Origin of the sequence: Xanthomarina sp. F2636L, assembly GCF_026410195.1 — a bacterium.
Lineage (GTDB): Bacteria > Bacteroidota > Bacteroidia > Flavobacteriales > Flavobacteriaceae > Xanthomarina.
Window position 1 is genome coordinate 182,788 of sequence record NZ_JAPMLM010000061.1, and the last position, 26,612, is coordinate 209,399.

The 26,612-nt window shown below is 32.4% G+C and carries 26 protein-coding genes; 16 read left to right on the plus strand and 10 right to left on the minus strand.

The window, feature by feature from the left end:
- Positions 1–101 precede the first annotated feature (101 nt).
- The 3 genes from OS191_RS06245 to aroQ all read left to right on the plus strand — a co-directional run bounded on the left by OS191_RS06245 (position 102) and on the right by aroQ (position 2,037).
- Positions 102–740, plus strand: a complete 639-nt coding sequence (locus tag OS191_RS06245) for a porin family protein (protein ID WP_267154866.1) — start codon at positions 102–104, stop codon at positions 738–740.
- A 120-nt stretch (positions 741–860) separates the two neighbouring features.
- A complete protein-coding gene (locus OS191_RS06250; RefSeq protein ID WP_267154867.1) occupies positions 861–1,511 on the plus strand; it encodes a porin family protein in 651 nt (216 codons plus the stop codon).
- 100 nt (positions 1,512–1,611) lie between these two features.
- Positions 1,612–2,037, plus strand: coding sequence for a type II 3-dehydroquinate dehydratase (aroQ, locus tag OS191_RS06255; RefSeq protein WP_267154868.1), 426 nt, complete (start codon positions 1,612–1,614; stop codon positions 2,035–2,037).
- A 73-nt stretch (positions 2,038–2,110) separates the two neighbouring features.
- On the opposite strand, the gene lpdA is transcribed toward aroQ, so the two are convergent.
- Entirely contained in the window at positions 2,111–3,487 is a 1,377-nt protein-coding gene (gene lpdA / locus OS191_RS06260) for a dihydrolipoyl dehydrogenase (protein ID WP_267154869.1), read from the minus strand.
- Between the two features lie 244 nt (positions 3,488–3,731).
- A complete protein-coding gene (gene msrB / locus OS191_RS06265) occupies positions 3,732–4,208 on the minus strand; it encodes a peptide-methionine (R)-S-oxide reductase MsrB (protein ID WP_267154870.1) in 477 nt (158 codons plus the stop codon).
- Positions 4,209–4,362: 154 nt separating this feature from the next.
- Between msrB and OS191_RS06270 the strand changes: the two genes are divergently transcribed.
- From OS191_RS06270 to OS191_RS06280, 3 genes are all read left to right on the plus strand, one after another.
- Positions 4,363–5,193, plus strand: coding sequence for a M48 family metallopeptidase (locus tag OS191_RS06270; RefSeq protein WP_267154871.1), 831 nt, complete (start codon positions 4,363–4,365; stop codon positions 5,191–5,193).
- Positions 5,194–5,273: 80 nt separating this feature from the next.
- Complete coding sequence (locus OS191_RS06275) at positions 5,274–6,572, plus strand: MFS transporter (protein ID WP_267154872.1); 1,299 nt, start codon at positions 5,274–5,276, stop codon at positions 6,570–6,572.
- Between the two features lie 26 nt (positions 6,573–6,598).
- Positions 6,599–7,609 (plus strand): hypothetical protein, encoded by a 1,011-nt coding sequence (locus OS191_RS06280; protein ID WP_267154873.1) that lies wholly within the window; start codon positions 6,599–6,601, stop codon positions 7,607–7,609.
- Between the two features lie 60 nt (positions 7,610–7,669).
- Here OS191_RS06280 and OS191_RS06285 read toward each other — a convergent pair whose 3' ends face one another.
- Genes OS191_RS06285 through OS191_RS06300 form a run of 4 tightly spaced genes read right to left on the minus strand, consistent with a single transcriptional unit; the run spans position 7,670 to position 10,632 of the window.
- Positions 7,670–8,383 carry a head GIN domain-containing protein gene (locus OS191_RS06285; RefSeq protein ID WP_267154874.1) on the minus strand — a complete coding sequence of 238 codons (714 nt, stop codon included), beginning with the start codon at positions 8,381–8,383 and terminating at the stop codon, positions 7,670–7,672.
- Between the two features lie 24 nt (positions 8,384–8,407).
- Positions 8,408–9,514 carry a hypothetical protein gene (locus OS191_RS06290; RefSeq protein ID WP_267154875.1) on the minus strand — a complete coding sequence of 369 codons (1,107 nt, stop codon included), beginning with the start codon at positions 9,512–9,514 and terminating at the stop codon, positions 8,408–8,410.
- Positions 9,492–10,058, minus strand: a complete 567-nt coding sequence (locus OS191_RS06295) for a hypothetical protein (RefSeq protein WP_267154876.1) — start codon at positions 10,056–10,058, stop codon at positions 9,492–9,494. The genes OS191_RS06290 and OS191_RS06295 overlap by 23 nt, the downstream gene beginning before the upstream one ends.
- Before the next feature lie 10 nt (positions 10,059–10,068).
- On the minus strand, positions 10,069–10,632 hold the full coding sequence (locus tag OS191_RS06300; RefSeq protein WP_267154877.1) for an RNA polymerase sigma factor: 564 nt from the start codon (positions 10,630–10,632) through the stop codon (positions 10,069–10,071).
- A 293-nt stretch (positions 10,633–10,925) separates the two neighbouring features.
- Between OS191_RS06300 and lon the strand changes: the two genes are divergently transcribed.
- From lon to OS191_RS06340, 8 genes are all read left to right on the plus strand, one after another.
- Positions 10,926–13,376 (plus strand): endopeptidase La, encoded by a 2,451-nt coding sequence (gene lon / locus OS191_RS06305; RefSeq protein ID WP_267154878.1) that lies wholly within the window; start codon positions 10,926–10,928, stop codon positions 13,374–13,376.
- A gap of 118 nt (positions 13,377–13,494) precedes the next feature.
- Complete coding sequence (gene porQ, locus OS191_RS06310) at positions 13,495–14,514, plus strand: type IX secretion system protein PorQ (RefSeq protein WP_267154879.1); 1,020 nt, start codon at positions 13,495–13,497, stop codon at positions 14,512–14,514.
- Between the two features lie 64 nt (positions 14,515–14,578).
- A complete protein-coding gene (cmk, locus tag OS191_RS06315) occupies positions 14,579–15,274 on the plus strand; it encodes a (d)CMP kinase (RefSeq protein ID WP_267154880.1) in 696 nt (231 codons plus the stop codon).
- Positions 15,275–15,501: 227 nt separating this feature from the next.
- Positions 15,502–17,358, plus strand: coding sequence for a 30S ribosomal protein S1 (gene rpsA / locus OS191_RS06320; RefSeq protein ID WP_267154881.1), 1,857 nt, complete (start codon positions 15,502–15,504; stop codon positions 17,356–17,358).
- A 185-nt stretch (positions 17,359–17,543) separates the two neighbouring features.
- A complete protein-coding gene (gene pyrR, locus OS191_RS06325; protein WP_267154882.1) occupies positions 17,544–18,092 on the plus strand; it encodes a bifunctional pyr operon transcriptional regulator/uracil phosphoribosyltransferase PyrR in 549 nt (182 codons plus the stop codon).
- Positions 18,093–18,165: 73 nt separating this feature from the next.
- A complete protein-coding gene (locus OS191_RS06330) occupies positions 18,166–19,095 on the plus strand; it encodes an aspartate carbamoyltransferase catalytic subunit (RefSeq protein ID WP_267154883.1) in 930 nt (309 codons plus the stop codon).
- 12 nt (positions 19,096–19,107) lie between these two features.
- Positions 19,108–19,440 carry a ribonuclease Z gene (locus OS191_RS06335; protein WP_267154884.1) on the plus strand — a complete coding sequence of 111 codons (333 nt, stop codon included), beginning with the start codon at positions 19,108–19,110 and terminating at the stop codon, positions 19,438–19,440.
- A gap of 63 nt (positions 19,441–19,503) precedes the next feature.
- Complete coding sequence (locus tag OS191_RS06340) at positions 19,504–20,409, plus strand: ribonuclease Z (protein ID WP_267154885.1); 906 nt, start codon at positions 19,504–19,506, stop codon at positions 20,407–20,409.
- On the opposite strand, the gene OS191_RS06345 is transcribed toward OS191_RS06340, so the two are convergent.
- Complete coding sequence (locus tag OS191_RS06345) at positions 20,406–20,819, minus strand: hypothetical protein (RefSeq protein ID WP_267154886.1); 414 nt, start codon at positions 20,817–20,819, stop codon at positions 20,406–20,408. The genes OS191_RS06340 and OS191_RS06345 overlap by 4 nt on opposite strands.
- A gap of 81 nt (positions 20,820–20,900) precedes the next feature.
- Here OS191_RS06345 and pdxH point away from each other — a divergent pair, with 81 nt between their 5' ends.
- Complete coding sequence (gene pdxH, locus OS191_RS06350) at positions 20,901–21,548, plus strand: pyridoxamine 5'-phosphate oxidase (protein WP_267154887.1); 648 nt, start codon at positions 20,901–20,903, stop codon at positions 21,546–21,548.
- 165 nt (positions 21,549–21,713) lie between these two features.
- Positions 21,714–22,208, plus strand: a complete 495-nt coding sequence (locus tag OS191_RS06355) for a CAP domain-containing protein (protein ID WP_267154888.1) — start codon at positions 21,714–21,716, stop codon at positions 22,206–22,208.
- 514 nt (positions 22,209–22,722) lie between these two features.
- On the opposite strand, the gene OS191_RS06360 is transcribed toward OS191_RS06355, so the two are convergent.
- The 3 genes from OS191_RS06360 to OS191_RS06370 form a co-directional block, all read right to left on the minus strand.
- Positions 22,723–24,642: an OmpA family protein gene (locus tag OS191_RS06360; RefSeq protein ID WP_267154889.1), complete on the minus strand. Its 1,920-nt coding sequence runs from the start codon at positions 24,640–24,642 to the stop codon at positions 22,723–22,725.
- 11 nt (positions 24,643–24,653) lie between these two features.
- Entirely contained in the window at positions 24,654–25,580 is a 927-nt protein-coding gene (locus OS191_RS06365) for a PorP/SprF family type IX secretion system membrane protein (protein WP_267154890.1), read from the minus strand.
- A gap of 12 nt (positions 25,581–25,592) precedes the next feature.
- On the minus strand, positions 25,593–26,612 hold a 1,020-nt coding region (locus tag OS191_RS06370), incomplete at its 5' end, for a T9SS type B sorting domain-containing protein (RefSeq protein WP_267154891.1).

Consider the following 26,612-nt stretch of genomic DNA (forward strand, 5'->3'; position numbering starts at 1 on the left):
ACAACTTTTTTATCACGTCATTATTTTTTTGGTATAAGTCAAACAACCCTTTAAAATTAAAACAACTTTGTATTGAACTTAAACAATAAAAATATTTAACAATGAAAAATTTATTTTTAATTACAGGAATATTTCTTTTTAGTACAAATATCATGGTTGCGCAAGCAGACTCCAAAACTATTCAATTTGGGGTTAAGGGTGGTGTAAATTCTACAACCATATCTGGTGATGATTTTAATGATGTAAAATCTAGAACAAGTTTTAATGTAGGTGTTTTGGCAGAAATTCCTATCACAGATAGACTTTCTTTACAACCAGAGGTTATGTATTCAGGTCAAGGTTTTGATGTTAAAGAGATAGATCAAGACAATATTTTCGATACGAATGAAAATATTGAATATCAATTAGATTATATTCAAGTACCACTATTACTTAAAGCTTATTTAGTAAAGGGATTAAGTATAGAAGCCGGACCACAATTTGGTTTTAAAATACACGAAGAATTAGATTTTCAACCTAATTCAGATGGAGGAGACATAGAGATTAATGAAGAGGATTCTTATGTAAAGGATTTTGATACAGGTATAGTTCTTGGAGCTGCCTATAAGTTCGATAATGGCTTTTTTGTAAATGGACGTTATAATCTTGGTCTAACAAATATTTTTGAAGATAATACCATTTTTGAAAATGTGGATGCTAAACATGCTGTTTGGCAATTTGGAATTGGATTTATGTTTTAGTATAAACCTATATGACAAGATAAAACCGAAGTTAAATGCTTCGGTTTTTTTTTGTGTTAATTATTGCAAAGTATCTGGTTAGAACTTATGTTTGCAGAAATTTTTAAATCCCCAAATTTTATGAGCCATAAAGGTCTGTTTGTTGTTGTAATAACACTATCCGTTTTTTTTAATGTACAAGCTCAAGACACTTCTAAGAGTACAAAGTTAGGTGTCAAGGCTGGTGTTAATTTTGCCAATTTTTTTGGTGATGTTGAGGATGCCAGAATGAAAACAGGTTTTCATGTAGGTGTCATGGCCGAAGCGATGTTAAATAATAACATGAGTATTCAGTCAGAGATAACTTTTTCCACACAAGGAGCCAGAGAAAAATATACAGAAAGAGGCTATTATCAATGGAATGATGTAGTTACAAAATACAAAATAAATTATTTAAATGTTCCAGTTGTTTTTAAGTACTACGTATTAGAGGGGCTAAGCCTAGAGGCTGGACCACAGTTAGGAATTTTAATGTCTGCTAAAGCTTATGTAACAGTTGATTATTCTGGTTTAGACCAATCAGGTTCTGCTGGTAGAAATGTGGATTTAGACGAGAGTGTGAAACCCATTGACTTTGGTCTTGTAGCAGGTTTTGCGTACAGATTAAAAAATGATATTAGTTTAGGGTTCCGTTATAATTTTGGATTAACAAATATTAACGATGAAGTAGATGCAGATTCTAATGTCATAAAAAACGGGGTCATGCAAGTATCTTTAGGATACTATTTTTAAACCAAGCCTCTTTTTAAATATAACCGAAACAGGATGTTTCGGTTTTTTTATGCCTTATTTTTTGATACCTTTACTTTAAACTATAATACCATTTTACTAGATGAAAAAAATCATCATTATTAACGGGCCAAATTTAAATTTATTAGGGAAACGCGAGCCTCAAATTTATGGGAGTCTCACGTTTAATGAGTTTTTTGAGACTATAAAAGCCAAATACCCTCAAGTGATTTTGGAACATTATCAATCTAACATTGAAGGCGAGATTATTGATAAACTTCACGAGGTTGGCTTTTCTTATTATGGCATTATATTAAATGCTGCTGCTTATACACATACTTCGGTTGGAATTGGAGATGCCGTAGCAGCCATAGAAACAGCTGTTGTGGAGGTTCATATTTCAAACACCTTTGGGCGTGAAGACTTTAGACATCATTCTTATGTAGCAGCTTATGCGAAAGGGGTGGTGGTTGGTTTTGGTTTACAAAGTTATGAATTGGCAATTCAGAGTTTTTTAAGTCCAGTTTAATTTTTTTAATTTTTATCCATAAAAAAAGTCCCGAAAATTTCGGGACTTTTTTCTATATATTATATACTTTATTCTATAAGTGAATCACCTCTCCATAAGCATCAGCAACTGCTTCCATAACCGCCTCACTCATGGTTGGATGTGGATGCACTGCTTTTAAAACTTCGTGTCCGGTAGTTTCTAATTTTCTACCTAAAACAGCTTCAGCAATCATATCTGTTACTCCAGCACCAATCATATGGCAACCTAACCATTCACCATATTTAGCGTCGAATATCACTTTTACGAATCCATCTTTTGCTCCAGAAGCACTAGCTTTTCCAGAAGCAGAGAAAGGGAATTTCCCAACTTTAATGTCGTATCCTTTTTCTTTGGCTTGTTTTTCAGTTAATCCAACACTAGCAATTTCTGGCGATGCATAGGTACAACCAGGAATGTTTCCGTAGTCTAATGCTTCCACATGTTGTCCTGCTATTTTTTCAACACATAATATTCCTTCAGCAGAAGCTACGTGAGCCAAGGCTTGTCCGGGAGTTACATCTCCAATGGCATAATACCCAGGAATGTTTGTTTGGTAGTAATCATTCACTAAGATTTTATCTCTGTCTACAGCAATTCCAACATCTTCTAAGCCAATGTTTTCAATATTTGATTTAATTCCAACGGCAGATAAAATAATATCAGCTTCGAGAACTTCTTCACCTTTAGCAGTTTTAACCGTAGCTTTTACGCCATTACCAGAAGTATCTACTTTAGTGACTTCAGAAGACGTCATGATTTTAATACCACTCTTCTTAAAGCTTTTTTCTAGTTGTTTAGACACGTCGATATCTTCAACAGGAACAACATTAGGAAGAAATTCAACTATTGTTACATTTGTTCCCATAGAATTGTAGAAATAAGCAAACTCTACGCCAATGGCACCAGAACCTACCACAATCATTTTCTTAGGTTGTTCTGCTAAAGTCATAGCTTCTCTATAACCAATTACTTTTTTACCATCTTGTGGTAAACTTGGCAATTCTCTAGAACGAGCACCTGTGGCAATAACAATATGATCTGCACTATATTCTTTTCCGTCAACGTCAACTTTCTTTCCAGGTTTTAATTTTCCAAAACCTTCAATTACGTCAATTTTGTTCTTTTTCATTAAAAACTGAACCCCTTTACTCATGCCTTCAGCAACACCACGACTACGTTTTACAACGGCATCAAAATCTTTATCGAATTCTTTTACAGACAGGCCATAATCGTTAGCATGTTTTAAATATTCAAAAACTTGAGCAGATTTTAAAAGGGCTTTTGTTGGAATACAACCCCAATTTAAACACACGCCACCAAGGCTTTCTTTTTCAATTACAGCAGTTTTTAAACCTAACTGAGACGCTCTAATAGCAGTCACGTAGCCACCAGGACCACTTCCAAGAACAATTATATCGTATTTACTCATCGTATATTTTTTAGTCGTTTTTTGAAGTCACGAAGGTACAAAAAGTAAAGTTTATATAACAAATTCCGATTTCTAAAAATTAAAAAAAGCAGTTAGGCTTTAAGTTGAAAGAAAAATGAAGATAAAATATGGCCTTTTAATCTAGGTCTACAATCATGTTGTTGAGTCTTTCCTTGTTTTCTTGCTATAGAAAAAACACCAAATAACAAAAGTATTCATGTGTAACTTCAACTTCAAAAAAAACCTAGGACTTAGGAATAAACTCAAGTGCCACACCATTGATGCAGTGTCTTTTTCCTGTAGTGTTTTTTGGGCCATCGTCAAACACATGACCTAAATGTCCGCCACAAGTAGCGCAGTGTTCTTCAATACCCATATAGCCATTTCCTCCTTTAGAAAAAGCAACATTCCCAGCGATAACTCTGTCAAAACTTGGCCATCCGGTGCCAGAATCGAATTTATTTTCACTTTTATATAAAGGTGTTTTACAAGCAGCACAAGCATAAATTCCTTCTTCTTTATTGTTGTTTAACGGACTGGAAAAAGCTCTTTCGGTACCGGATTCTCTTAAAACGTAATAGGCTTTTGGACTTAATTCCCGTTTCCATTCATCATTAGTTTTAGTCACTTTAAAAGTGTTTTCAGAAGTGGTTTTTTTGTTTTCTTGACTCATGCAACTTTGCAAACTAATCAGAAATAGGAAACTTATAAATATTTTCATTTGGATTAAATTTTAAATGGATTGATGTACTTTCAGTCGTAAAACAATTCCTAACTTTACAACCAAAACGATAAAATTGTTTTAAAACAATATTAACCATATCCTAATTAAGGAATGATTTTTGTATTTTTAGATAACGATAAAAACACTTCAAATGAAAATTAAAAGTATAGTAGGCGGAATGATTTTGCTATTGATAGTTTCGGCTTGTTCAACAAATCCGTTTACAGGAAAACAAACGATGGCTTTGGTACCTAATTCGCAATTATTTCCAACAGCTTTTCAGCAATATGATCAAGTGCTTAAAGAGAGCAAGGTGATAACAGGAACATCTCAATCTGAAATGATTACCAGAGTAGGGCAACGCATAGCTACTGCTGCTGAACGTTGGTTAAATGCAAATGGTTACGCTGGTTATTTAAAAGATTATCAATGGGAATATAAGCTAATAGACGATAAGACAGTTAACGCCTGGTGTATGCCAGGAGGCAAAATTGTCTTTTATACTGGGATTCTTCCTATAGCGCAAAGCGAAACAGGGGTTGCGGCAATTATGGGACATGAAGTTGCTCATGCTTTAGCAAATCATGGTCAGCAACGTATGAGTGCAGATTATATTCAGCAAGGAGTTGCTTTGGCTGGCAATATTGCCATTCAAAATGATAATGATAGAGCAGCTTTTAATCAGTACTACGGAATTGGCTCTCAAGTAGGAGTTATGTTGCCTTTTAGTAGAAGCCATGAAACCGAAGCTGATAAAATTGGATTGGTTTTAATGGGAATTGCTGGTTATAATCCAAGTGAAGCTGCCGAATTATGGAAACGTATGAAAGCTAATAGTGGAGGAGGTGCTCCACCAGAAATTTTAAGTACGCACCCATCTAACGATACTAGAATTCAGGAAATTACCTCATTGGTTCCAATGGCTGTTGCAGAAGCTAAAAAGTTTGGTGTAACAAGTTTTAGACCAATTACTAAATTTTAAAAAGGAATTATTTAAATTATTTACTTATTTTCGAAGCTGTTCTATGACCCTGAACAGCTTTTTTTATTTAAAAACACTAAATGACAAAACTTCAAAAAGGAAGTAAAAAATTACTGAATGCTTGGGCATTTTACGATTGGTCTAACTCAGTATATACTCTAACTATTGCGTCTTCTATATTCCCGATATTCTATTCATCACTTTTCTTAAGTGAAATTAAGCATGTCCATGCTTTTGGCTTTGACTTTAAAAGTACTGCTTTAATTACTTTTGTAACAGCTTTTACTTTTTTAGTAGTTTCCTTCATGTCTCCATTGTTATCTGGGATTGCTGATTATGTAGGAAATAAGAAAAGTTTTATGAAATTTTTCTGTTATGTTGGAGGTATAGGATGTATAGGTCTGTATTGGTTCAGCCTAGATCATATTTATATAAGTCTATTGTTCTATTTTATGGGATTAATAGGATATTGGGGAAGCTTGGTTTTCTATAATTCGTATTTGCCAGATATAGCTTTTCCAGAACAGCAAGACAGAATTAGCGCTAGGGGATTTTCATTAGGGTATATAGGAAGCGTTATTTTACTCATCATCAATTTAAGTATGGTTATGAGCCAGGAAACTGGAGCAGCTAAAATGGAAATGATGCGTTGGTCTTTTGTTATGGTTGGTGTTTGGTGGATTTCATTCAGCCAATATACCTTCTACATTTTACCTAAAGGTGTTTTAAATGGCGAAAAAGTAACTAGAAACGTGATTCTTAACGGATTTAGAGAGTTGCGTCAAGTCTGGCTTCAACTAAAAGAAAATTTAAGGCTTAAGCGTTACTTGATAGCTTTTTTTGTGTTTAGTATGTCTGTACAGACTATTATGTTAATAGCTGTTTATTTTGGAGAAGAAGAAATTGCTTGGGCAGACGATGGTGAGAAAACTTCTGGTTTAATAGTGAGTATTTTAGTTATACAACTTGTAGCCATTTTAGGAGCTATTTTAACCTCTAGAGCATCTGAAAAATTTGGAAATATTAAAACTCTAATTGCTGTAAATATTGTTTGGATGTCTATGTGTTTTGCAGCATATTTTGTGGTTACACCTATACAGTTTTATATGACAGCAGGAGTTGTAGGTTTAGTTATGGGAGGCATTCAAGCCTTAGCTAGATCGACTTATTCAAAATTTTTGCCAGAAACTCAGGATACAACATCTTTCTTTAGTTTTTATGATGTTGCCGAAAAAATAGGCATCGTTATAGGAATGTTTATTTTTGCTACTATAGATCAGGTAACAGGAAGCATGCGAAACGCCATTTTATTTCTATTTGTATTCTTTTTAATAGGCATTGTTTTATTATTTAGAGTGCCAAAACAAGAACAAAATTAAATACATACTAATTTAAATTTTTTATGATGAATAAATATCTTAAATCAACACTCTTTTTAGCTCTTTCCTTATGCTTTGTTTTGTTTTCAGCTTGCGATAATGAACCAATTGATGAAGGCATTATTAATGATGGTGAAGGTGGAATTGGCTCATGTGAAGATACAACTCAAATTTTGGTAACGGCAGCAACAAATTACAACAATGCGTCGCCCGGAGATGCAAATTACGGAGCCTTATGTGTTGCTTATGCAAATGCTTTACAAAATGTCATTGCAGCATGTGGAGATGCAGATGGAGCTTTACAGGCAAATATGGATGCTTTAGATTGTGAACCAAGCAATACCGCTTGTCAAGATGCGCAATTAGCAAGACTTTCTGCTGAAGGATTGTATAATGCAGATACAACAGATGCTACTTTATGTAATGCTTATAAAACAGCTTTAGAGAATGAAATAGCTGCCTGTGGTGATTTAGATGGAACTTTACAAACTATAATTGATGGGCTAAATTGTACAACTGGAGGTTCTGCAGATGGACATGCATTAATGACAGCAAATTTGGATGGCGAACAATTTGATGACTTAAAACCTAATGGATATAACTTATTTCAAAAGGCTATATCAATGGAAACATATAGTTATGCAAATGATGAGGATTATATAAAAATTCAAGGAAATAGCACATATGCTGAAATCGCTCCTACCGATTTTACAAAGGAAATAAATTTGCATATCCCACAATCTAACTGGGCTGTTGGTACATACCCTTTGCAAACATCTGTTGCTTATGCTAGTTCTGGTGATATTAACACGCATTACAATATTATTTATAATAATGGAGATGGAAGCAGTCAAGCTTACGAAGTAGAAGGAGGGACTATTAGCATTACAGAATTTAATTTATCAACTCGTGTTATACGTGGTACTTTTGAATTTCAATATACCAGATATTTTGTAGATACAGATGAAGAAACAGGGCCTTTTGAATGTATGAATGGAACTTTCGATTATTCCTTAGATGATGTATACTTTGATTAACTTAATAAAAAAATCCGAAGCACATGCTTCGGATTTTTTATTTAGACAATTACTATTTGATTAATCATCTTTACTAATACTTCCAGAACCAACTACTTTCGTGTCTTCTTTTTCAGGATTCCCTTTGTATTCAATGTCACCAGAACCCGTAACTCTAGCTTTTAAAGTTTTATAGCTAACCACATTAGCATCTCCTGATCCGGTTAATGATACATCTGTATGATTAGATTCTAATTTAGAGGCATCAAAATCTCCAGAACCTGAAACACTAGCTTCTAATCTATCTGTTTGTCCTTTTATTATTAAATCTCCTGAACCAGACAGACTGCCTTTTATAGTTGTTGCTTCAACTTGTAAAGTAACATCTCCAGAACCAGCTAAAGACGCTTCAAAAATAGTTGCAGAAATAACATCGTTGTTCCATAAATCTCCTGAACCTGCTAAAGATACTTGACTTATATCTTTAAAAGGAATGGTAATTTTAATGGCTTTATTCTTGCTTGGATAAAGGTTTGTTTTGTCTTTTTGTTTAACAATTAATTGATTTCCTCTTACTTCAGTAATAATATATTCTATAAGGTTTTCTTCGCCTTCAAGCGTGATAATTCCTTCATTTCCAGCTACTAAAATGTAATCGAAAGAACCAGAGCATTTAATACCATCGTAATCTCCAGTGGTTCTGGTAATGGTTTTCATGTTACCGTTTCCTTTAATTTTTTGTGCGTATCCATAAGTTGATAGGAGTACTGTTGCAATAAGAATGATGTTTTTCATGATTTGTAGATTAGTATTAATTGATTAATTTTTATAGAAAGTAACACTTCCGTAATCTGATTCTATTTCAATTAAATTTCCAGAGTTTGAAGATCCATAATATCCATAATAATAGTTTTCACCAGATTCTTCACGTTTTTTAATAAATTGAAAACCTCCACTATCATTTAAAGATGCATATTCTAAATCGATATTGAAATTAAAATGATAATCAGATGCATGTCCAATTTTAATTCCTGTATAATCTGATTCTATGTTGACATTCCCTGCATTTGCAGTCATGTTTTCAATTTTTATAGAACCATAATCAGCTTCTAGACTCACATTTTTATAAACATCTCCAATAACAACGGTTAAATAATCGCCATTACCATTAATATTATTGGCTCTATTTATTTTTACAGATCCATAATCGCATACATAATCAATGTTTTCAACAGTTTCTATAATAGACGAGGTATAGTCTGCATTTAGGTTGATGTTTTTTGCTTTGGCTATAGTAAACCCACTATAATCTGCATTTATTTCTCCACTTTTAATGTATTCAAAATAGCAATTTGAGGTATAATCAAAACTAATTTTGTTATTGTCTGCCATAAGTTCTTTGGTCGTTATTTTTCCATAATCGCAACTTATAATGGCACGACCTTCAAGCTTTCCAACATTAATGCTTCCGTAATCGTTACTTAAATCTATGGAGTTTGTAATGGGAATTTTTACAACATAGTTAATACTCATGTTTACATTGCTGCTGCCATTCCAACTCCACCAAGAGTTTGATTTAGTTTTATTAAAAATGGTTTTTGCAGAAACTAAACTGTTTGTAGCACTAAAATCTACAGAAATATCATCTAATTTTCGCTGCACTTTTTCTTTGTCATTTCCTTTTGTAGTAATAGTTACTACAATTTCAATTCTATTTTCATTCCAAGAAACAATATCTAAGTTTCCATAGCTATTGTCAATTTTTAAAGTGGCATTGGAAGCGACATTAAAAGATTTCCTGATAACCTTTTCTTCTGTATGTTTCTCTTTTTTGTTAGTATCAGCTTTAGGATCAGTTCCTGCTAAACTGATGATAGGAATCAGTAAAAAGAGTGCGATAAATCTATATGTTTGAATTATTTTCATTGCTTATATTATTAAGTTGCTTAATGTTTTCTATATGTTTTAGGGTGTTTTGTAAAATGTCTATTCGGTTTTGAAAGTTTTTTATCATGGCAAAAATCACACGATTATCGTCACCGCTTTTTGTTAAATCTACTTTTAGATTTTCATAACTAACTTCCAGTTTTTTAATTTGAATCAACGCATCATTAATAATTATTTTTGTTTCTGGATTGGATTCGCTTTCAAGTTTTTTTAACTCTACTGAAATGGTACTCGTAAAGAAACTTTGTGTTTTTTCCATCTCTGGAGATACATTAGCTAAATCTCTAACTTCATTTTGAGGTTTTTTAACAAGCACCAAAGTCATTACCAAAAGTAGCGTTGCTGCAATTCCAACCAAGGGTTTCCAAAGTTGTACTTGTTTTGAAACTTTTGAAGTTACTACTGGATTAGATTGACTGTTTAATTTATCTAAAAAGCGCTTGTTGTGTCCAGAATTTGGTTCTTCAATATCAAAACTGTCTTTTAAATTACCAAACAGTTTGTCTATGTTGTCTGTGTTCATAATTATTGTTTTAATTAGATGTAAAGGGTTCTAATTTTTTTCTTAAGCTCTCTTTTGCTCTGGAGATTGTGGTTCTACAATTGGCATAGCTCATGTTTAAAATGCTTCCTATTTCCTCATAATCATATCCCTCAATTAAGTGCAAGGTGAGACTAACCCTATAACTTTCCTTTAAACTGTTTAAAGTTTCAAGCACTTGTTTTGCTTTCAATTTAGTAAACTCGTAATCGTTTGAAGCCCCCTGATCTTCGCTTTCAATTTTATATTTTACATCATCAAAAGCGGTATTTTCGTATTTATTATTCTTTTTATAATGATGCAGACTATTATTAATTACAATTCGTTTTAACCAGGCTCCAAAAGTGGCATCATCTTGAAGACTCTCAAGTTTTGTAAAGGCTAGGAGGAAAGCTTCCTGCATTACATCTTCAGCTTCAAAACGATTTTTTACAATTCTATAAGCTACATTAAACATGGCTTTATAATATCTATTGTAAATTTCCAACTGCGCAAGTTGGTTGCCAGATTTGCAAAGCGCGATGAGCTGCTCTATATTTTGATGGGTTAGTGACAAATAAAATGGTTTGTTAGTATAAAGAGGTGGCTAATATGAAACTGTTACAGTTTGTATAAAAATATTTTAAATTTTTTTAAAACTCTTAGGTTTTGTATATTAAATAAAGAGGTTAAAACTTTTAGTTCTAATTATGAAGTATGGCATATTAATTGGACTTTTAAAAGAGGTTTATATTCTTTTTGCTGACTAGTTTATTAGTAATCAGAATTTTAACATAAAGTGTAAAAATAAAAAATAAGAATACATTTTGTTTTTAAGCATATTAATGACAGAATGACTTAATTATAAATATGAAGAAAAGAGATTTGTTTAGTCTTGACAGTTTGTCATTTCAGGAATTTGATGAAAATTCAGAATTAATTCCTTTAATGACACCTGAAGACGAAGAAAAGATATCAAACGAAAAATTACCTGAGACCTTACCCATTTTATCTTTAAGGAATACGGTTTTATTTCCAGGTGTGGTTATTCCTATTACAGCAGGAAGAGACAAGTCTATCAAATTGATAGACGATGCTAATAAAGGAAGTAAGGTCATTGGAGTTGTAGCGCAAAAGGACGAAGAAGTTGAAGATCCGTCAGCACAAGACATTCACGAAACTGGAACGGTTGCAAGAATATTACGTGTTTTAAAAATGCCAGATGGTAATACAACGGTTATTATTCAAGGTAAGAAAAGGTTTAAAGTAGCTGAAGTAATTACAGAAAAACCTTATATGAATGCTACCATTCGTGAAGTTCCAGAAGCAAGACCAACAAAAAATAACAAGGAGTTTGATGCTATTATCGAGTCTATTAAAGACTTAGCGCTTCAAATTATTAAAGACAGTCCAAACATTCCAAGTGAAGCTTCTTTTGCCATAAAAAATATTGAAAGCAATTCGTTTTTAATAAATTTTGTGTCTTCTAATATGAATCTTTCAGTTAAAGAAAAGCAGTCTTTATTAGAGATAAACGATTTGAAGGAACGCGCTTTAGCGACTTTAAAATATATGAATGTCGAGTTTCAAAAACTGGAACTAAAAAATGATATTCAGCTAAAGGTTCAAAGCGATATGAACCAGCAACAACGTGAGTATTTCCTTCATCAGCAAATGAAAACCATTCAAGAAGAATTGGGTGGAGTAAGTCATGATGAGGAATTGGATGAAATGAAGGTTCGCGCTAAATCTAAAAAATGGGATGATAAAGTTGCAGAGCATTTCAATAAAGAAATTGCGAAAATGCAACGTATGAATCCTCAGGTTGCAGAATATTCCATTCAACGTAATTATTTAGATTTATTTCTAGATTTACCATGGAATGAATTTAGTAAGGATAAATTCGACTTAAAACGTGCCAAGCGCATTTTAGATCGTGATCATTATGGTTTAGACGATGTTAAAAAAAGAATTATTGAGCATTTGGCAGTTGTTAAATTACGTAACGACATGAAATCTCCAATTATTTGTCTTTACGGACCACCGGGAGTTGGTAAAACGTCTTTAGGAAAATCGGTAGCAGAAGCTTTAGGAAGAGAATATATACGTATGTCCTTAGGAGGTTTGAGAGATGAAGCCGAAATTAGGGGTCATAGAAAAACCTATATTGGTGCAATGCCAGGGCGAATTATTCAAAATCTTAAAAAAGCAGGAACCTCTAATCCGGTTTTTGTTTTAGATGAAATAGATAAATTATCAAATTCACATCAAGGAGATCCATCTTCAGCTATGTTGGAGGTTTTAGATCCAGAGCAAAATAGCGAATTTCATGATAATTTCTTAGAAATGGGTTACGACCTGTCTAAAGTCATGTTTATTGCTACCTGTAACAGTTTATCCACCATTCAACCGGCTTTGTTGGATAGAATGGAAATAATTAATGTTACGGGTTATACCATTGAAGAGAAAGTAGAGATTGCTAAGCGTCATTTACTTCCAAAGCAATTAACTGAACACGGTTTAAAAGACGAGCATTTAAAAATAGCCAAACCACAATTGGAAAAAATTGTTGAAGGTTATACTAGAGAGTCTGGAGTGCGTGGTTTAGAGAAGCAAATAGCAAAAATGGTGCGTTATGCTGCTAAAAATATTGCGATGGAAGAAGAGTATAATATTAAAATTTCTAATCAAGATATTATAGATGTATTAGGAGGTCCAAAAATGGAACGCGATAAATACGAAAATAATAATGTAGCTGGAGTTGTTACTGGATTAGCTTGGACCAGAGTAGGAGGAGATATTTTATTTATAGAATCTATTTTATCCAAAGGGAAAGGAACCTTAACCATTACTGGAAATCTAGGAACGGTTATGAAGGAATCTGCAACCATTGCTATGGAATATATTAAAGCCAATGCTACAGATTTGGATTTAGACCCAGATGTTTTTGAAAAATACAATGTGCATATTCACGTGCCTGAAGGTGCAACACCTAAAGATGGACCAAGTGCAGGAGTTACTATGTTAACTTCTTTGGTGTCTTTATTTACCCAACGTAAAGTAAAGAAAAGCCTTGCTATGACTGGTGAAATTACCTTAAGAGGAAAAGTGCTTCCTGTAGGTGGAATTAAAGAAAAAATCTTAGCTGCTAAACGTGCTAAAATTAAAGAAATTCTGCTTTGTGAAGACAATAGAAGAGATATAGAGGAAATTAAACCCGAATATTTAAAAGGCTTGACTTTCCATTATGTTTCTGATATGAGCGATGTAATAAAAATTGCCATTACCAATCAGAAAGTAGTAAATGCGAAGAAACTTTAAGTCAGTTAGCCTTAAAATGAAACAAAACCTCGAAATTATATTCGAGGTTTTTTTTATCATTTAAAAATAAATTATACTTGCAACCGTTTTAAGATAGATTTGTTTACTTTGCACTTTTATGATTAAGAGATTTACGCTAGTTTTATTAATGCTTCTCAGCACTTTTGCTTTTGCACAAGTTGGTGGCGAAACGACGTATCAATTTCTTAATTTAGTAGCATCACCTAGACAAGCTGCCTTAGGAGGAAAGGTGTTTACAAATGTCGATTACGATGTGACACAAGGTCTTACCAATCCAGCTACCATTAATCCGGAAATGGATAATCAAATCGCTTTAAATTACACTAGTTATTTAGGAGGTATTAGTTATGGAACAGCTGCTTATGCTTATACTTGGGACAGAAGAACACAAACCTTCCACATGGGAGTAAATTACATTAATTACGGAAGTTTTGATGGTTATGACGAAAATGGAAATTCTACTGGATCGTTTACTGGAAATGAAGCAGCACTTTCTTTTGGTTATGCAACACAATTAGGTTATTCTAATTTTTATGTTGGAGGAAATGTCAAGCTAATAACATCTAAGCTAGAACAATATAATTCTTTTGGAGCCGCTTTAGACGCTGGACTTATTTATATAAATGAAGATTTAGAATTTCAAGCCACATTAGTTGTTAGAAATGCTGGAATACAGATAACTACTTATGCAGGTTTAAACGAGCCTTTGCCTTTGGAAATTGCTTTTGGGATGTCGCAAACTTTAGAACATGTACCTATTCGTTGGCATTTAACTTTTGAGAATTTACAAAAGTGGCCTATTTCTGTAGCAAATCCTGCAAGAGCAGAAACCGACTTAGAAGGAAATCAAACTCAAGAAGAGGTTGGTTTTTTTAATAACGTCTTAAATCATACCATTATTGGAGCTGAAATTTTTCCAGAAGGAGCTTTTAATATTCGTTTAGGTTATAACTTTAGAAGAGGTCAGGAACTAAAAATAGTAGATCAGAGGAATTTTTCAGGAATCTCAGCAGGTTTTGGTTTAAAACTAAATAAACTGCGTTTTAGCTTTACACATGCCAGATATACAAGTGCTGCAAATGCTAACTTTTTTGGACTACAATTGGATTTAAGATAATATGCACTTAAAGTGCGCTAAAGTTTATAAGTGCCTAAAAATAAAGGTTCTTTAAGTTATATAAATGAATAAAATTACCATAGCCATCGACGGATTTTCCTCAACAGGAAAAAGTACAGTCGCTAAACAATTAGCCAAACATTTAGGATATATTTATGTGGATTCCGGTGCCATGTATCGTGCTGTTACTTGGTTTGCTATGCAAAATAACTTTATTGACGAATCACATTTTCACACCCAAGCTTTAACATCTAAGCTTAGTTCCATTGCTATAAGTTTTAAATTTAATCCGGAATTAGGTTTTTCTGAAGTGTATTTGAACGGAATTAATGTTGAAAAAGACATTAGAACTCTAGAAGTATCCAGTTTTGTTAGTCAGGTAGCTAAAGTGTCTGAAGTTAGAAAACAGCTAGTTAAGCAGCAACATGAACTAGGTAAAAACAAAGGCATAGTTATGGATGGTAGGGATATTGGAACAGTAGTTTTTCCTGATGCTGAATTAAAAATTTTTATGACAGCCTCTGCAGAAACTAGAGCCAACAGACGATATCAGGAATTACTCTCAAAAGGAGAGGATGTTTCTTTTAAAGACGTCTTACACAATGTTCAAGAGCGCGATTTTATAGATTCAAACAGAAAAGATTCTCCTTTAAAGAAGGCTGATGATGCTATAGAAATAGACAATTCTAACTTGTCTTTAGATGAACAATTCAACAAAATTCTTCAACTTGTTGAAACTAAGCTGAAAGAAAACAACTAATCCTTTAATTTTTAGAAAAATACATTAGGATATTTTATCTTAAATCATTAATTTTGCACTCCTTTTAGCGAAGAGTCAGAAATTAGAAGGGAACAAAACAAATTTAAATTAACACTTCTGTGTGTTATTTGCTTAAATTTTCTGAAACATTACAGAATACAAAACATAGTGTTTTTACAATTTCAAATAAATGAAAACCTTGTAAAAACATTATTAACTTACATTAAATGGCTGAAAAAGCAAAAAAAGCAGAGGTTGAAGCAACTGAAGCAAAAGCAGTTGAAACAACTGAAACTCAAACAGTAGAAGCTCCAGTAGTATCTGAAGCTCAAGCAAATCCTGAAAAATTCTTAAAAGATTTTAACTGGCACAATTACGAAGAAGGAATTGATGAGGTTGAAGATTCTCAATTAAAAGAATTTGAAAAATTAGTAGCTGAAAATTTCGTAGACACTTTAGATGATGAAGTTGTTGAAGGAACAGTTATTCATCTTACAGATCGTGATGCTATTATTGACATCAACGCAAAATCTGAAGGTGTTATTTCTTTAAACGAATTTCGTTACAATCCAAACTTAAAAGAAGGAGACAAAGTAGAAGTATTAATCGATGTTCGTGAAGACGCAACAGGACAATTAATCTTATCTCACAGAAAAGCTCGTGTAATTAAAGCTTGGGATCGTGTTAACGCTGCACATGATAATGGTGAAATCGTTAATGGTTTCGTTAAATGTAGAACGAAAGGTGGTATGATTGTAGATGTTTTCGGAATCGAAGCCTTCTTACCAGGTTCTCAGATTGACGTAAAACCAATTAGAGATTACGATCAGTATGTTAACAAAACAATGGAATTTAAAGTGGTTAAAATTAACCATGAATTTAAAAACGTTGTTGTTTCTCATAAAGCGCTTATCGAAGCTGATATCGAAGAACAAAAGAAAGAAATTATTGGTCAATTAGAAAAAGGACAAGTATTAGAAGGTGTTGTTAAAAACATTACTTCTTACGGAGTCTTTATCGATCTAGGTGGCGTTGATGGTTTAGTTCATATTACAGATCTTTCTTGGTCTAGAATTAATCATCCAAACGAAATTGTAGAATTAGACCAAAAATTAAACGTAGTTATCCTTGATTTTGATGAAGATAAATCAAGAATCCAATTAGGTTTAAAACAATTATCTAAACATCCTTGGGATGCTTTAGGAGAAGAAGTTAAAGTTGGAGACAGAGTAAAAGGAAAAGTTGTAGTCATTGCTGATTATGGTGCTTTTATTGAAGTTGCTGATGGTGTTGAAGGTTTAATTCACGTATCAGAAATGTCTTGGTCTACTCATTTACGTTCTGCACAAGATTTCGTAACTGTAGGAGATGAAATTGAAGCTCAAATCTTAACTTTAGATAGAGAAGATAGAAAAATGTCTCTTGGAATTAAGCAATTAACTCAAGATCCATGGACAGACATTACTTCTAAATATCCAGTAGGTTCTAATCATTCAGGGATTGTACGTAACTTTACAAACTTTGGTGTATTTGTTGAATTAGAAGAAGGTATTGACGGATTAATTTATATCTCTGACTTATCTTGGACTAAGAAAATTAAGCATCCAAGTGAGTTCTGTAACGTAGGTGATACATTAGATGTAGTAGTTCTAGAATTAGATGTAGAAGGACGTAAATTAAGTTTAGGTCACAAACAAACTACAGATAATCCTTGGGATAAATACGAAACTGAGTTTGCTTTAAATACAGTTCATACAGCAGAAATTGCTGAGGTTGTAGATAAAGGTGCAACTATTGAGTTTAACGAAGATATCGTTGCTTTTGTTCCTTCTCGTCACCTTGAAAAAGAAGATGGAAAGAAACTTAAAAAAGGAGATTCTGCAGAATTCAAAATTATTGAATTTAATAAGGAGTTTAAACGTGTAGTTGCTTCACATACTGCTATTTTTAGAGCAGAAGAAGCTGCAAACGTAAAAGCTGCTGTTAAGAAGCAAGAATCTCAAGCTGCAGAAGCAAAACCAACTTTAGGTGATGCTAACGACGCTTTACAAGCTCTTAAAGATAAAATGGACGGGAAGAGTTAATTCTCTCATTCATAATATTAAAGCTAAAGCCTTCAATTTATTTTGAAGGCTTTTTTTATTCCCTGCTGTCATTCCTATAATAGCAGAATTCCATATAAATATCGAGAATAGGGTTTGAATGCTCTTTTGTGTTTCAATTTCTAATAATTTGCATTACCTTTGTTTACCAATAAGGTTGGGAATATATGAGTCAAAAAGTGTTACTTAATGCAACAGAGGTAAACATCATTCTTCATAGATTGGCTTGTCAACTAATTGAAAAACATAAAGACTTTGCAAATACGGTGTTAATCGGGATTCAGCCAAGAGGTAAGTTTCTAGCAGAACGACTAACAAAAATGCTAAAAGAAGATTACAACATAAAAAATGTACATTTAGGACTGTTAGATATTACTTTTTTTAGAGACGATTTTCGAAGAGGTGAAAAAACCCTAGAAGCCAATACTACAGAAATTAATTTTTTAGTTGAAGATAAAAACATTGTTTTTATAGACGACGTATTATATACTGGAAGAAGTATTCGTTCTGCCTTAACTGCCATTCAATCTTTTGGAAGACCTAAGGAAATAGAGCTTCTAACTTTAATAGATAGACGTTTTAGTAGGCATTTGCCCATTCAACCAAACTATAGAGGCAGACAGGTAGATGCTATAAATAACGAAAGAGTACAGGTAAACTGGATAGAAAATGACGGAGAAGATGCTGTTTATTTAATTGGAAATATAAATGAATAATAATGGTTTTCTGTTTAATAGTATTTGTTTAAAACCACTTTTTAAACTGTAAACCTTAAACAAAGAATAAAAAATGAGTGAACTAAGTGTCAACCACTTATTAGGAATAAAATATCTTAATAAAAAAGATATCGAACTTATTTTTGAAACTGCCGATCATTTTAAAGAAGTGATTAACAGACCTATTAAAAAAGTGCCTTCACTTAGAGATATTACCATTGCCAACTTATTTTTTGAAAACTCTACTAGAACCAAACTCTCTTTCGAACTTGCTGAGAAAAGACTTTCAGCAGATGTTATTAATTTTTCTGCATCGCAATCTTCAGTAAAAAAGGGAGAAACTTTAATAGATACCGTAAACAATATTCTTTCCATGAAAGTGGATATGGTTGTTATGCGTCATCCAAATCCTGGAGCTAGTGTTTTTTTGTCGCAACATGTTAGTGCTAGTATTATAAATGCTGGAGATGGCGCTCACGAGCATCCTACGCAAGCTTTATTGGATTCTTATTCCATTAGAGAACGCCTAGGAGAGGTTTCAGGAAAGAACGTAGTAATTGTTGGAGACATTTTACATAGTCGTGTAGCACTTTCAAACATTTATGCACTTAAACTTCAAGGCGCAAACGTTATGGTTTGTGGACCTAAAACCTTGTTACCAAAACACATAGATAAATTAGGAGTAAAAGTTGAAACCAATTTACGTAAAGCATTGAATTGGTGCGATGTAGCAAATATGCTTCGTGTTCAAAACGAACGTATGGAAATTAGTTATTTTCCATCCACCAGAGAATATACACAGCAATTTGGTGTTAATAAAACCTTATTGGATTCTTTAGATAAGAAAATTACCATCATGCATCCAGGTCCTATAAACCGAGGAGTAGAAATAACTAGTGATGTGGCCGATTCTAAACAAGCCATAATTTTAGATCAAGTTCAAAATGGCGTAGCTGTTAGGATGGCTGTAATTTATTTATTAGCTTCAAAAATTAAACAATAAAACTATTAACGTATGATTATAGATAAAGAAGGTAATATTACAATTATTACTCAGGAAAAAGCATCTGTTATCGAATTGGTAAAAAAAATAAATGTGGTTTACAAACGATATGAAAATGATAATATCATTGTTTCGTTAACTAGTTTAAAGCCTATTTCTTTACAGGAAATTATTGAATTTTTACAGCTTTCTAACACTCATAGAAAATCTAAACATTCTTTTGTTGTTGTATCAGATAAAGTTAATTTGGATGACATGCCAGACGAAATTGTTGTAGTACCAACCATTCAAGAAGCTCATGATATTATTGAAATGGAAGAAATGGAACGCGATTTAGGGATTTAATTGTTTAGTGTTCGGCTGTTATTTCGACAACTAAATAATAAATAACTACAACATATATCAAAAATGAAGCTCACTATATTAGGTTGCCATAGCGCAACTCCTCGTGTTAATACCAATCCAACTTCTCAAGTATTAGAAATAAATAATCACATATTTTTAATAGATTGTGGAGAAGGAACTCAAGTGGAATTGCGTAGAAATAAAGTGAAGTTTAACCGAATTAAGCATATTTTTATTTCGCATTTACATGGGGATCATTATTTTGGACTGATAGGATTAATTTCTACTTTTAGATTATTAACACGTGAAACCGAACTACATATTTATGCTCCAAAAGGATTAAAGGAACTTATTACACTTCAAATGAAATTAGCTAGCTCCTGGACTAATTATTTGCTTATTTTTCATGAACTGACTTCTAAAGAATCTGAATTAATTTTTGAAGATGATACAGTGGAAGTCCATACCATTCCTTTAGACCATAGAATTTATACCAATGGATTTCTATTTAAAGAAAAACCAGGTTTAAGAAAACTAGATATAAATGCTGCTTTAAATGTAGATATTGATATGGCTTATTTTAATAAACTGAAACAAGGCTTTGATGTTGTTAATGAGAAAGGGGAATTAATTAAAAATGATACAGTTACTAAAGATCCAGTAAAACCTAAAAGCTATGCCTTTTGTAGCGATACAGCCTATAATGAAAGTGTAATAGATGTTATTAAAGGAACAACGGTATTGTATCATGAATCAACCTTTCTAGACAAACATGAAAAGTTAACCAAACCAACTAAACACAGTACAGCTAAACAAGCGGCAAGTATTGCTAAACAAGCCGAAGTTGGTACGTTAGTCCTAGGTCATTTTTCTACTCGCTACGATAATTTAAACGACTTTAAAATTGAGGCTCAAACTGTTTTTAAGAATGTAGAATTAGCACAAGATGGTAAAAAGTTTATATTTTAAACAAACTCTTCTAGGTTTAAAATCCACTCCATACCCTCGCTTAAGGATTTACAACGTTTCACGCTATTTTTAGAAAAATGTTTTTCAAGCGTTGCGTTTTTAAAACCAAACTCATTATAAGTAACAAGAGCACTAGCAACTATAAAATTATATTCTTGATAAAAATTAATCCATAATTGAGGTTCTATAGAATAAGAATTCACTTTATTAGAAAGAAAAGCAACTTTAAAATCATCGCCATAATGTTCAGCTATAGCAGAGATAACAAGTTCAATTTTTTCCCAATCAAAATGGATGCCTTCATGTAATTCAGAGATAATTATTCTATCTAAAAAGAAGAAGGTACCAAAAGAAAACTCTATTTTTGAGCTAGGAAGTAGGTTAAAATATTTACTATTTTCAAATGTCATTAGGGGGAAAAATTTCTTAAATTTATAAGAAATAGTTTATTTACAAAAGTAAATTCACTTTAAAAGCTAAATAATATTATAATGAATACAGATTTAGGTAATTACAGGAAGTCGTACGAGAAAAATGAACTGTTATTAGAAAACGCTCCAGAAAATCCTATGGAATTATTTCAAAAATGGTTTTTTGAAGTGGATAAGTTTTTTCCCGAAATAGAAACAAATGCCATGACAATATCTACCTATGGTCAAGATGGATTTCCAAAAAACAGAGTGGTACTACTTAAAAAGTTTACTTACGAAGGGTTTATTTTTTACACCAATTATAATAGTGAAAAAGGAAAAGCTATAAAAAACAATCCAAATGTATGTTTATCGTTTTTCTGGCATGGAGCAGAAAGACAAATCATTATTAAAGGAAAAGCAAAAAAAATTGCTGAAAATTTAAGTGATGGTTATTTTGAATCCAGACCTCGAGGTAGTCAATTAGGTGCCATTGTTTCAAACCAAAGTGACATTTTAGAGAGTAGGGACGCATTAGAACAAAAATTAGTTGCTCTAGAAAAAAAGTATGAAGGGAAAGAGATTCCAAGACCATCTTTTTGGGGAGGGTTTATAGTAGAGCCTGTGGAGATTGAATTTTGGCAGGGAAGACCTAATAGACTGCATGACAGAATCCGTTATTCTTTAACTTCTGATTACGATTGGTCCAAAAACCGTTTATCTCCATAATTTTAACGATGAAATACATGTTTTTGCTATATCAAAATGCATTTCATCGATTAAATGAAAATAAAACCGATTAAATACATGTAGTTTATCGATTTTAACATCTCTTTAACAGTTTTTTCTAATTAGGATTTTAAATTAGCAGTACCAAATCTAAATTACCTAACAATGAAAAAGCCTACTTTACTACCAGTAATGGTATTATTTGCCTTGCTGTCATTTTCCTGCTCAACGGATAACCTAGATGAAACAGCAAACAATGTAAATTCTAACCTTGTAGTTCCTGAAACTAAAGTTATTGAAATTGAAATTGTAGAATTGATTAATGACTACAGATTAAGCATTGGATTAAATCCGCTTGATAATATGGAGGTTATTAAATCTCAAGCTTATAGTCATACTGACTATATGATAGAAAAAGATAACGTATCTCATGATAATTTTTACCAACGTAAAACCTATTTGGTAAATCATGTTGGAGCCAATAAAGTGTCAGAGAATGTTGCTTACGGGTTTACATCGGCAGAGTCTGTTGTAAACGCATGGTTAAATAGCCCTGGCCATAAAGAAAATATTGAAGGAGATTTTACAAACTTTGATATTTCAGCTGAGAAAAATAGCAATGGCAAATGGTATTATACAAATATCTTTGTGAAAAAATAATTTTTAGGAAAAATTAAAATTAATATGTAAGCTATATTTATTTTAAGTTATAATCTACAACTGATTAATAGCAATTTAAAACCACTTTTCTATTTAAAATAGAAGAGTGGTTTTTTTATAATTTGGTTTGAACAACTAAAAAGAATTTTATTCTTTATCTTATTTAAGAGATTTCCTTTCGGTTTATTTAAATAAGCCAATATGTTCAGTTTCTAACTACGATTGCATCTTAAATTAGCTCTAAACCGATTTAATTAGCATGTTTTTTTACCATATTATAATATAGTCGAAAACATAGTTTTAGATTTCTTTACTGTCTTTTCTGAAAACTAAATTACTTTTTCCTATTACTAAAGGTTGTGAAATTTAAAAGCCACTCTAGGTGAGTGGCTTTAAGGTAATAAGACTATTGTTAGGAAGGTTTAATATGTAAGCTATAAATATTAAAAATACTAAATCTTATTACACTATAATCTTTACTTTTTGTAAGCATTAAATAGCTTAAAGAAGTATATTATTGCTCATTATCTGATAGAATAATAAATTTTGAACGTCTATTTTCTTGGTGTTGAGCTTCTGTACATTTAACTCCATTAGAACAATCGTTAACCAATCTAGTTTCTCCGTATCCAATAGCACTTTCAATTCTATCCTGAGCAATGTTTCTGGAGAATAAATAATCTCTAGTAGATTTTGCTCTTCTATCTGAAAGTTTCATGTTATAACTATCTGATCCACGACTGTCTGTATGAGATTCAATTTTAATAATCATATTTGGATGTTCTCTCATAACAGAAACAATGTTTTCAAGCTCGTAAGCTGCATCTGGTCTAATATCCCATTTGTCAAAATTGAAGAATATAGGGTTGATTACAATTTCGTTATCGTTAATAAGTGGTATTAAGAATAAATCGGCTTCATGTACTTTTTCATGTTCTTCAGTAGTTTCTAAAGCAACTAAAGCATCTTTATAATCTGGTTTGCTACCAAGTATTTTGTATTGTTTATTACAGTCTACATCGTAGGTATATTCACCCATTTCATTTGTAGTGATTTCACCAACAATTTTACCAGATTCATCGATAAGTTGAACCGTTGTTAATGGTAATGGTTCTAGTGTTTTACTGTTTCTTGCTATACCTTTTACTTCTTGCTTGCAATCAAAAACGGTAAATTCGTAAATATCGTCGCTTCCTTTTCCATCTAATCTGTTAGAAGAGAAATATCCTTCTTTAGTTTCAGAATCTATATAGAAAGCAAAATCGTCGTAACCACTATTGTAAGGTGCTCCTAAATTGACAGCTTCAGCATTTTCATCTTTAATAATATCAGATTTATAAATATCTAATAGTCCAAGATTTAAAAAGCCATCTGAAGAGAAATATAAAGTACTATCTTTTGCTACAAAAGGAAAACCTTCACGACCTTCTGTATTAATTTTTGGTCCAAGGTTATAAACCTCTCCATAGCTATCATTTCCTTTTAATTCTACTCTATATAAATCTGTTTGTCCAAGACCACCATCGCGATCTGATGTAAAATATAAAGTTTTATTATCTGGACTTAGAGCAGGGTGGTAGGTGGAAAAATTGTCGCTATTAATAGGCAGTTCAACAATATTAGACCACGTACTATCTACTAAAGTTGCTTTATAAATTTTTAATTGAACCGTACCTTCTTTATCTGTTCGTGCTCTATTTCTTTTGCCAACATTCATTCTTGAGAAATACATGGTGTTACCATCATTGGTTAACACAGCATCTGCTGAGTGTAAGTTGTCTCTGCGTACACCTTCAAAAGATAATTTTTTTATATCTGTTACTTCTTTTTTACCATCTGTAGTAGAAATAGTTCCTTGATAAAGGTCTAAAAATGGCTCGTTATTCCATTTGTAGATATCATTTTTTGTGTCTCTAGATGAAGCAAAATAAATGGTGTTACCATTAATAAAGGCACCATAATCTGAATAATTAGAATTGATTGGAAGATTATTTACTTTTACATAAGTCCCTTCAGTTGAAGAAAGTTTATCATAAAAATTTAAATTATGATCTTTTGCTTTTCTAGAACGACTGTCATTATTTTGTTTTTCTTTAAACGTTTCTAACCATTTATCGGCTTCTTGGTAATTTTTTATACTACGTTGTGTTTGTATGTATTTGTATATGTACTCTGGGCTCACTTTAGAATACTTTTCTAAAGCTTTACCATACCAAATGGCAGCCTGTTTGGAGTCTGAGTTATAATAATAACAATCTCCTAATCTAGTAAGCACATGCTCGCTATCAACGCCATTATTTACTGCTTCTTGATATAATTCAGCAGCTTTTAAATAAGCATAATTGTCAAAAAATTTATCAGCCACCTTTTCTTGTGAAAAAAGAAAAGTACTACTTAATGCAATTATAATTGTGTATAAGACTTTTGTTTTCATGCTGTTATATTTTAGAAGTATCTAGGGGATTTAATTCGTTTCGGTTTAAATAATTCGAACATGATTAAAATTTCATGTGTTCCACCTGTATAATCATTGAGTTCAGAAAGAGGGTATTCGTAAGCATATCCTATTCTAAATTGTCTTGAAACCTGAAAATCAGCTAAACCGCCAAGAGCAGATGTGTTCTCGTTAATTCTATATCCAGCTCCAAGCCAGAATTTTTCATAAAATAAAAAGTTCGCCGTGACATCGTAAGATATAGGAGCTCCATTAGTAGCTTTAACTAAAAAGGCTGGTTTTAACTTGGTATTTTCGCTAAGTGTAAAAACATAACCTCCAGTAAAATAGTAGCTCACACGTTCTAGTGCAGCAATGTCTTGATTGTTTCCACCTTTGGTGTAATCCGTATTTAGAATTCTTGGAGCAGAAAGACCCAAATACCACATTTGTGAATGCCAATAAACACCAGCACCAATATTTGGACTCCATCTATCTTCAACACCATAAATATTTGGGTCTTGCCCATCTGGATCAATGGCGTTTCTGTCTAAACTATAACTAGTAAACCCACCTTTAATACCAAAGGCTAGTTTTGTTTTTTCACCAGTCTGAATAGTATAAGAAAAATCTCCATATAGATAAGAAAAGCGTTCATCACCTAATTTATCGTTAATAAAAGATAATCCTATACCAATTTTTTCATTTCTTAATGGTGAATTAACCGAAAGCGTTTGTGTAATAGGACCTCCATCAAAGCCAACCCATTGACTTCTGTGTAGGGCAACTACACTTAAAGTCTCTCGGCTTCCTGCATAAGCAGGGTTTATTGAGATGGTATTATACATATATTGAGTAAACTGTGGTAATTGTTGAGCAATTCCAACCGTACAACTCAATAGAGCCAACGCAACTATGTAATGTTTAATAAGTTTCATAGGTTATAGTATTTATTTGGTTCCTAAGTAGATATATCCTGTAAAAGGTTTCAATCCACTATTTTTTAATGTTAGAATATAATAGTAAGTTCCATTAGGGACTTTATCTGCACCACCAATTGATGCTTTAGAAGCTGTACCATTCCAATCGTTTTGATAGTTACCAGATTCGTAAATCATAGCTCCCCAACGGTTAAATATCTTAACATCAATTACAAATCCACAATCTTCAATTCCTGTAACTTCAAAATATTCATTCCACTGGTCACCGTTTGGTGTTACAGCTTTAGATATATTGACATTTTCACTACCACATGGTAATACAATACAATCATCATTAATGTTTAATGTAACCTCTGTTGTACTTAAACAACCATTATCTGCAACAGAATAGCTAAATATATAGTCACCTAGTTCTACATCTGAAGGATCAAAGTAGCTGCCATCTAATACTGTACTTCCTGAGACTACAATCCAAGTACCTGACATATCTGCTCCATAGTAATAATCGAATAAATCGATAAGACCATCATCAGAACATCTGCTATCACTTTCTAATGTAACAGTATCAGTCATCGTTACATAAACAATTTGAGAAGCAGTACCAATGTTACCACAAGAATCTGTAAACTCCCAAGTCCAAATAATTTCATAATCATTATTTGTTCCATCAAAAGAATTGTCTTCGTTAAAATCAGTTATAGTAACATCGCTTGAACAATCATCAAATACTAATGTTGGTACATCTGGAATAACATCACAATTTACAGTTATATCAGATAGATCGTTTGTTACTATAGGAGCAGCTTCATCTCTCACTGTAATAGTTTGCGATACCGAACTAGAGTTGTTACAGCTATCAGTAAATGTCCAAGTACGCGTAACGACTACGTTACAAGGATCAGAACTATCAGTTGAATCTACAGGAGTTGCAACTACATCACCAGCACAGTTATCTGTTGCTGTTAAATCTATAGGAGCAGGTACATCATCGATACATTCTACTGTTATATCAGCCGGAGCAGCTGGAGC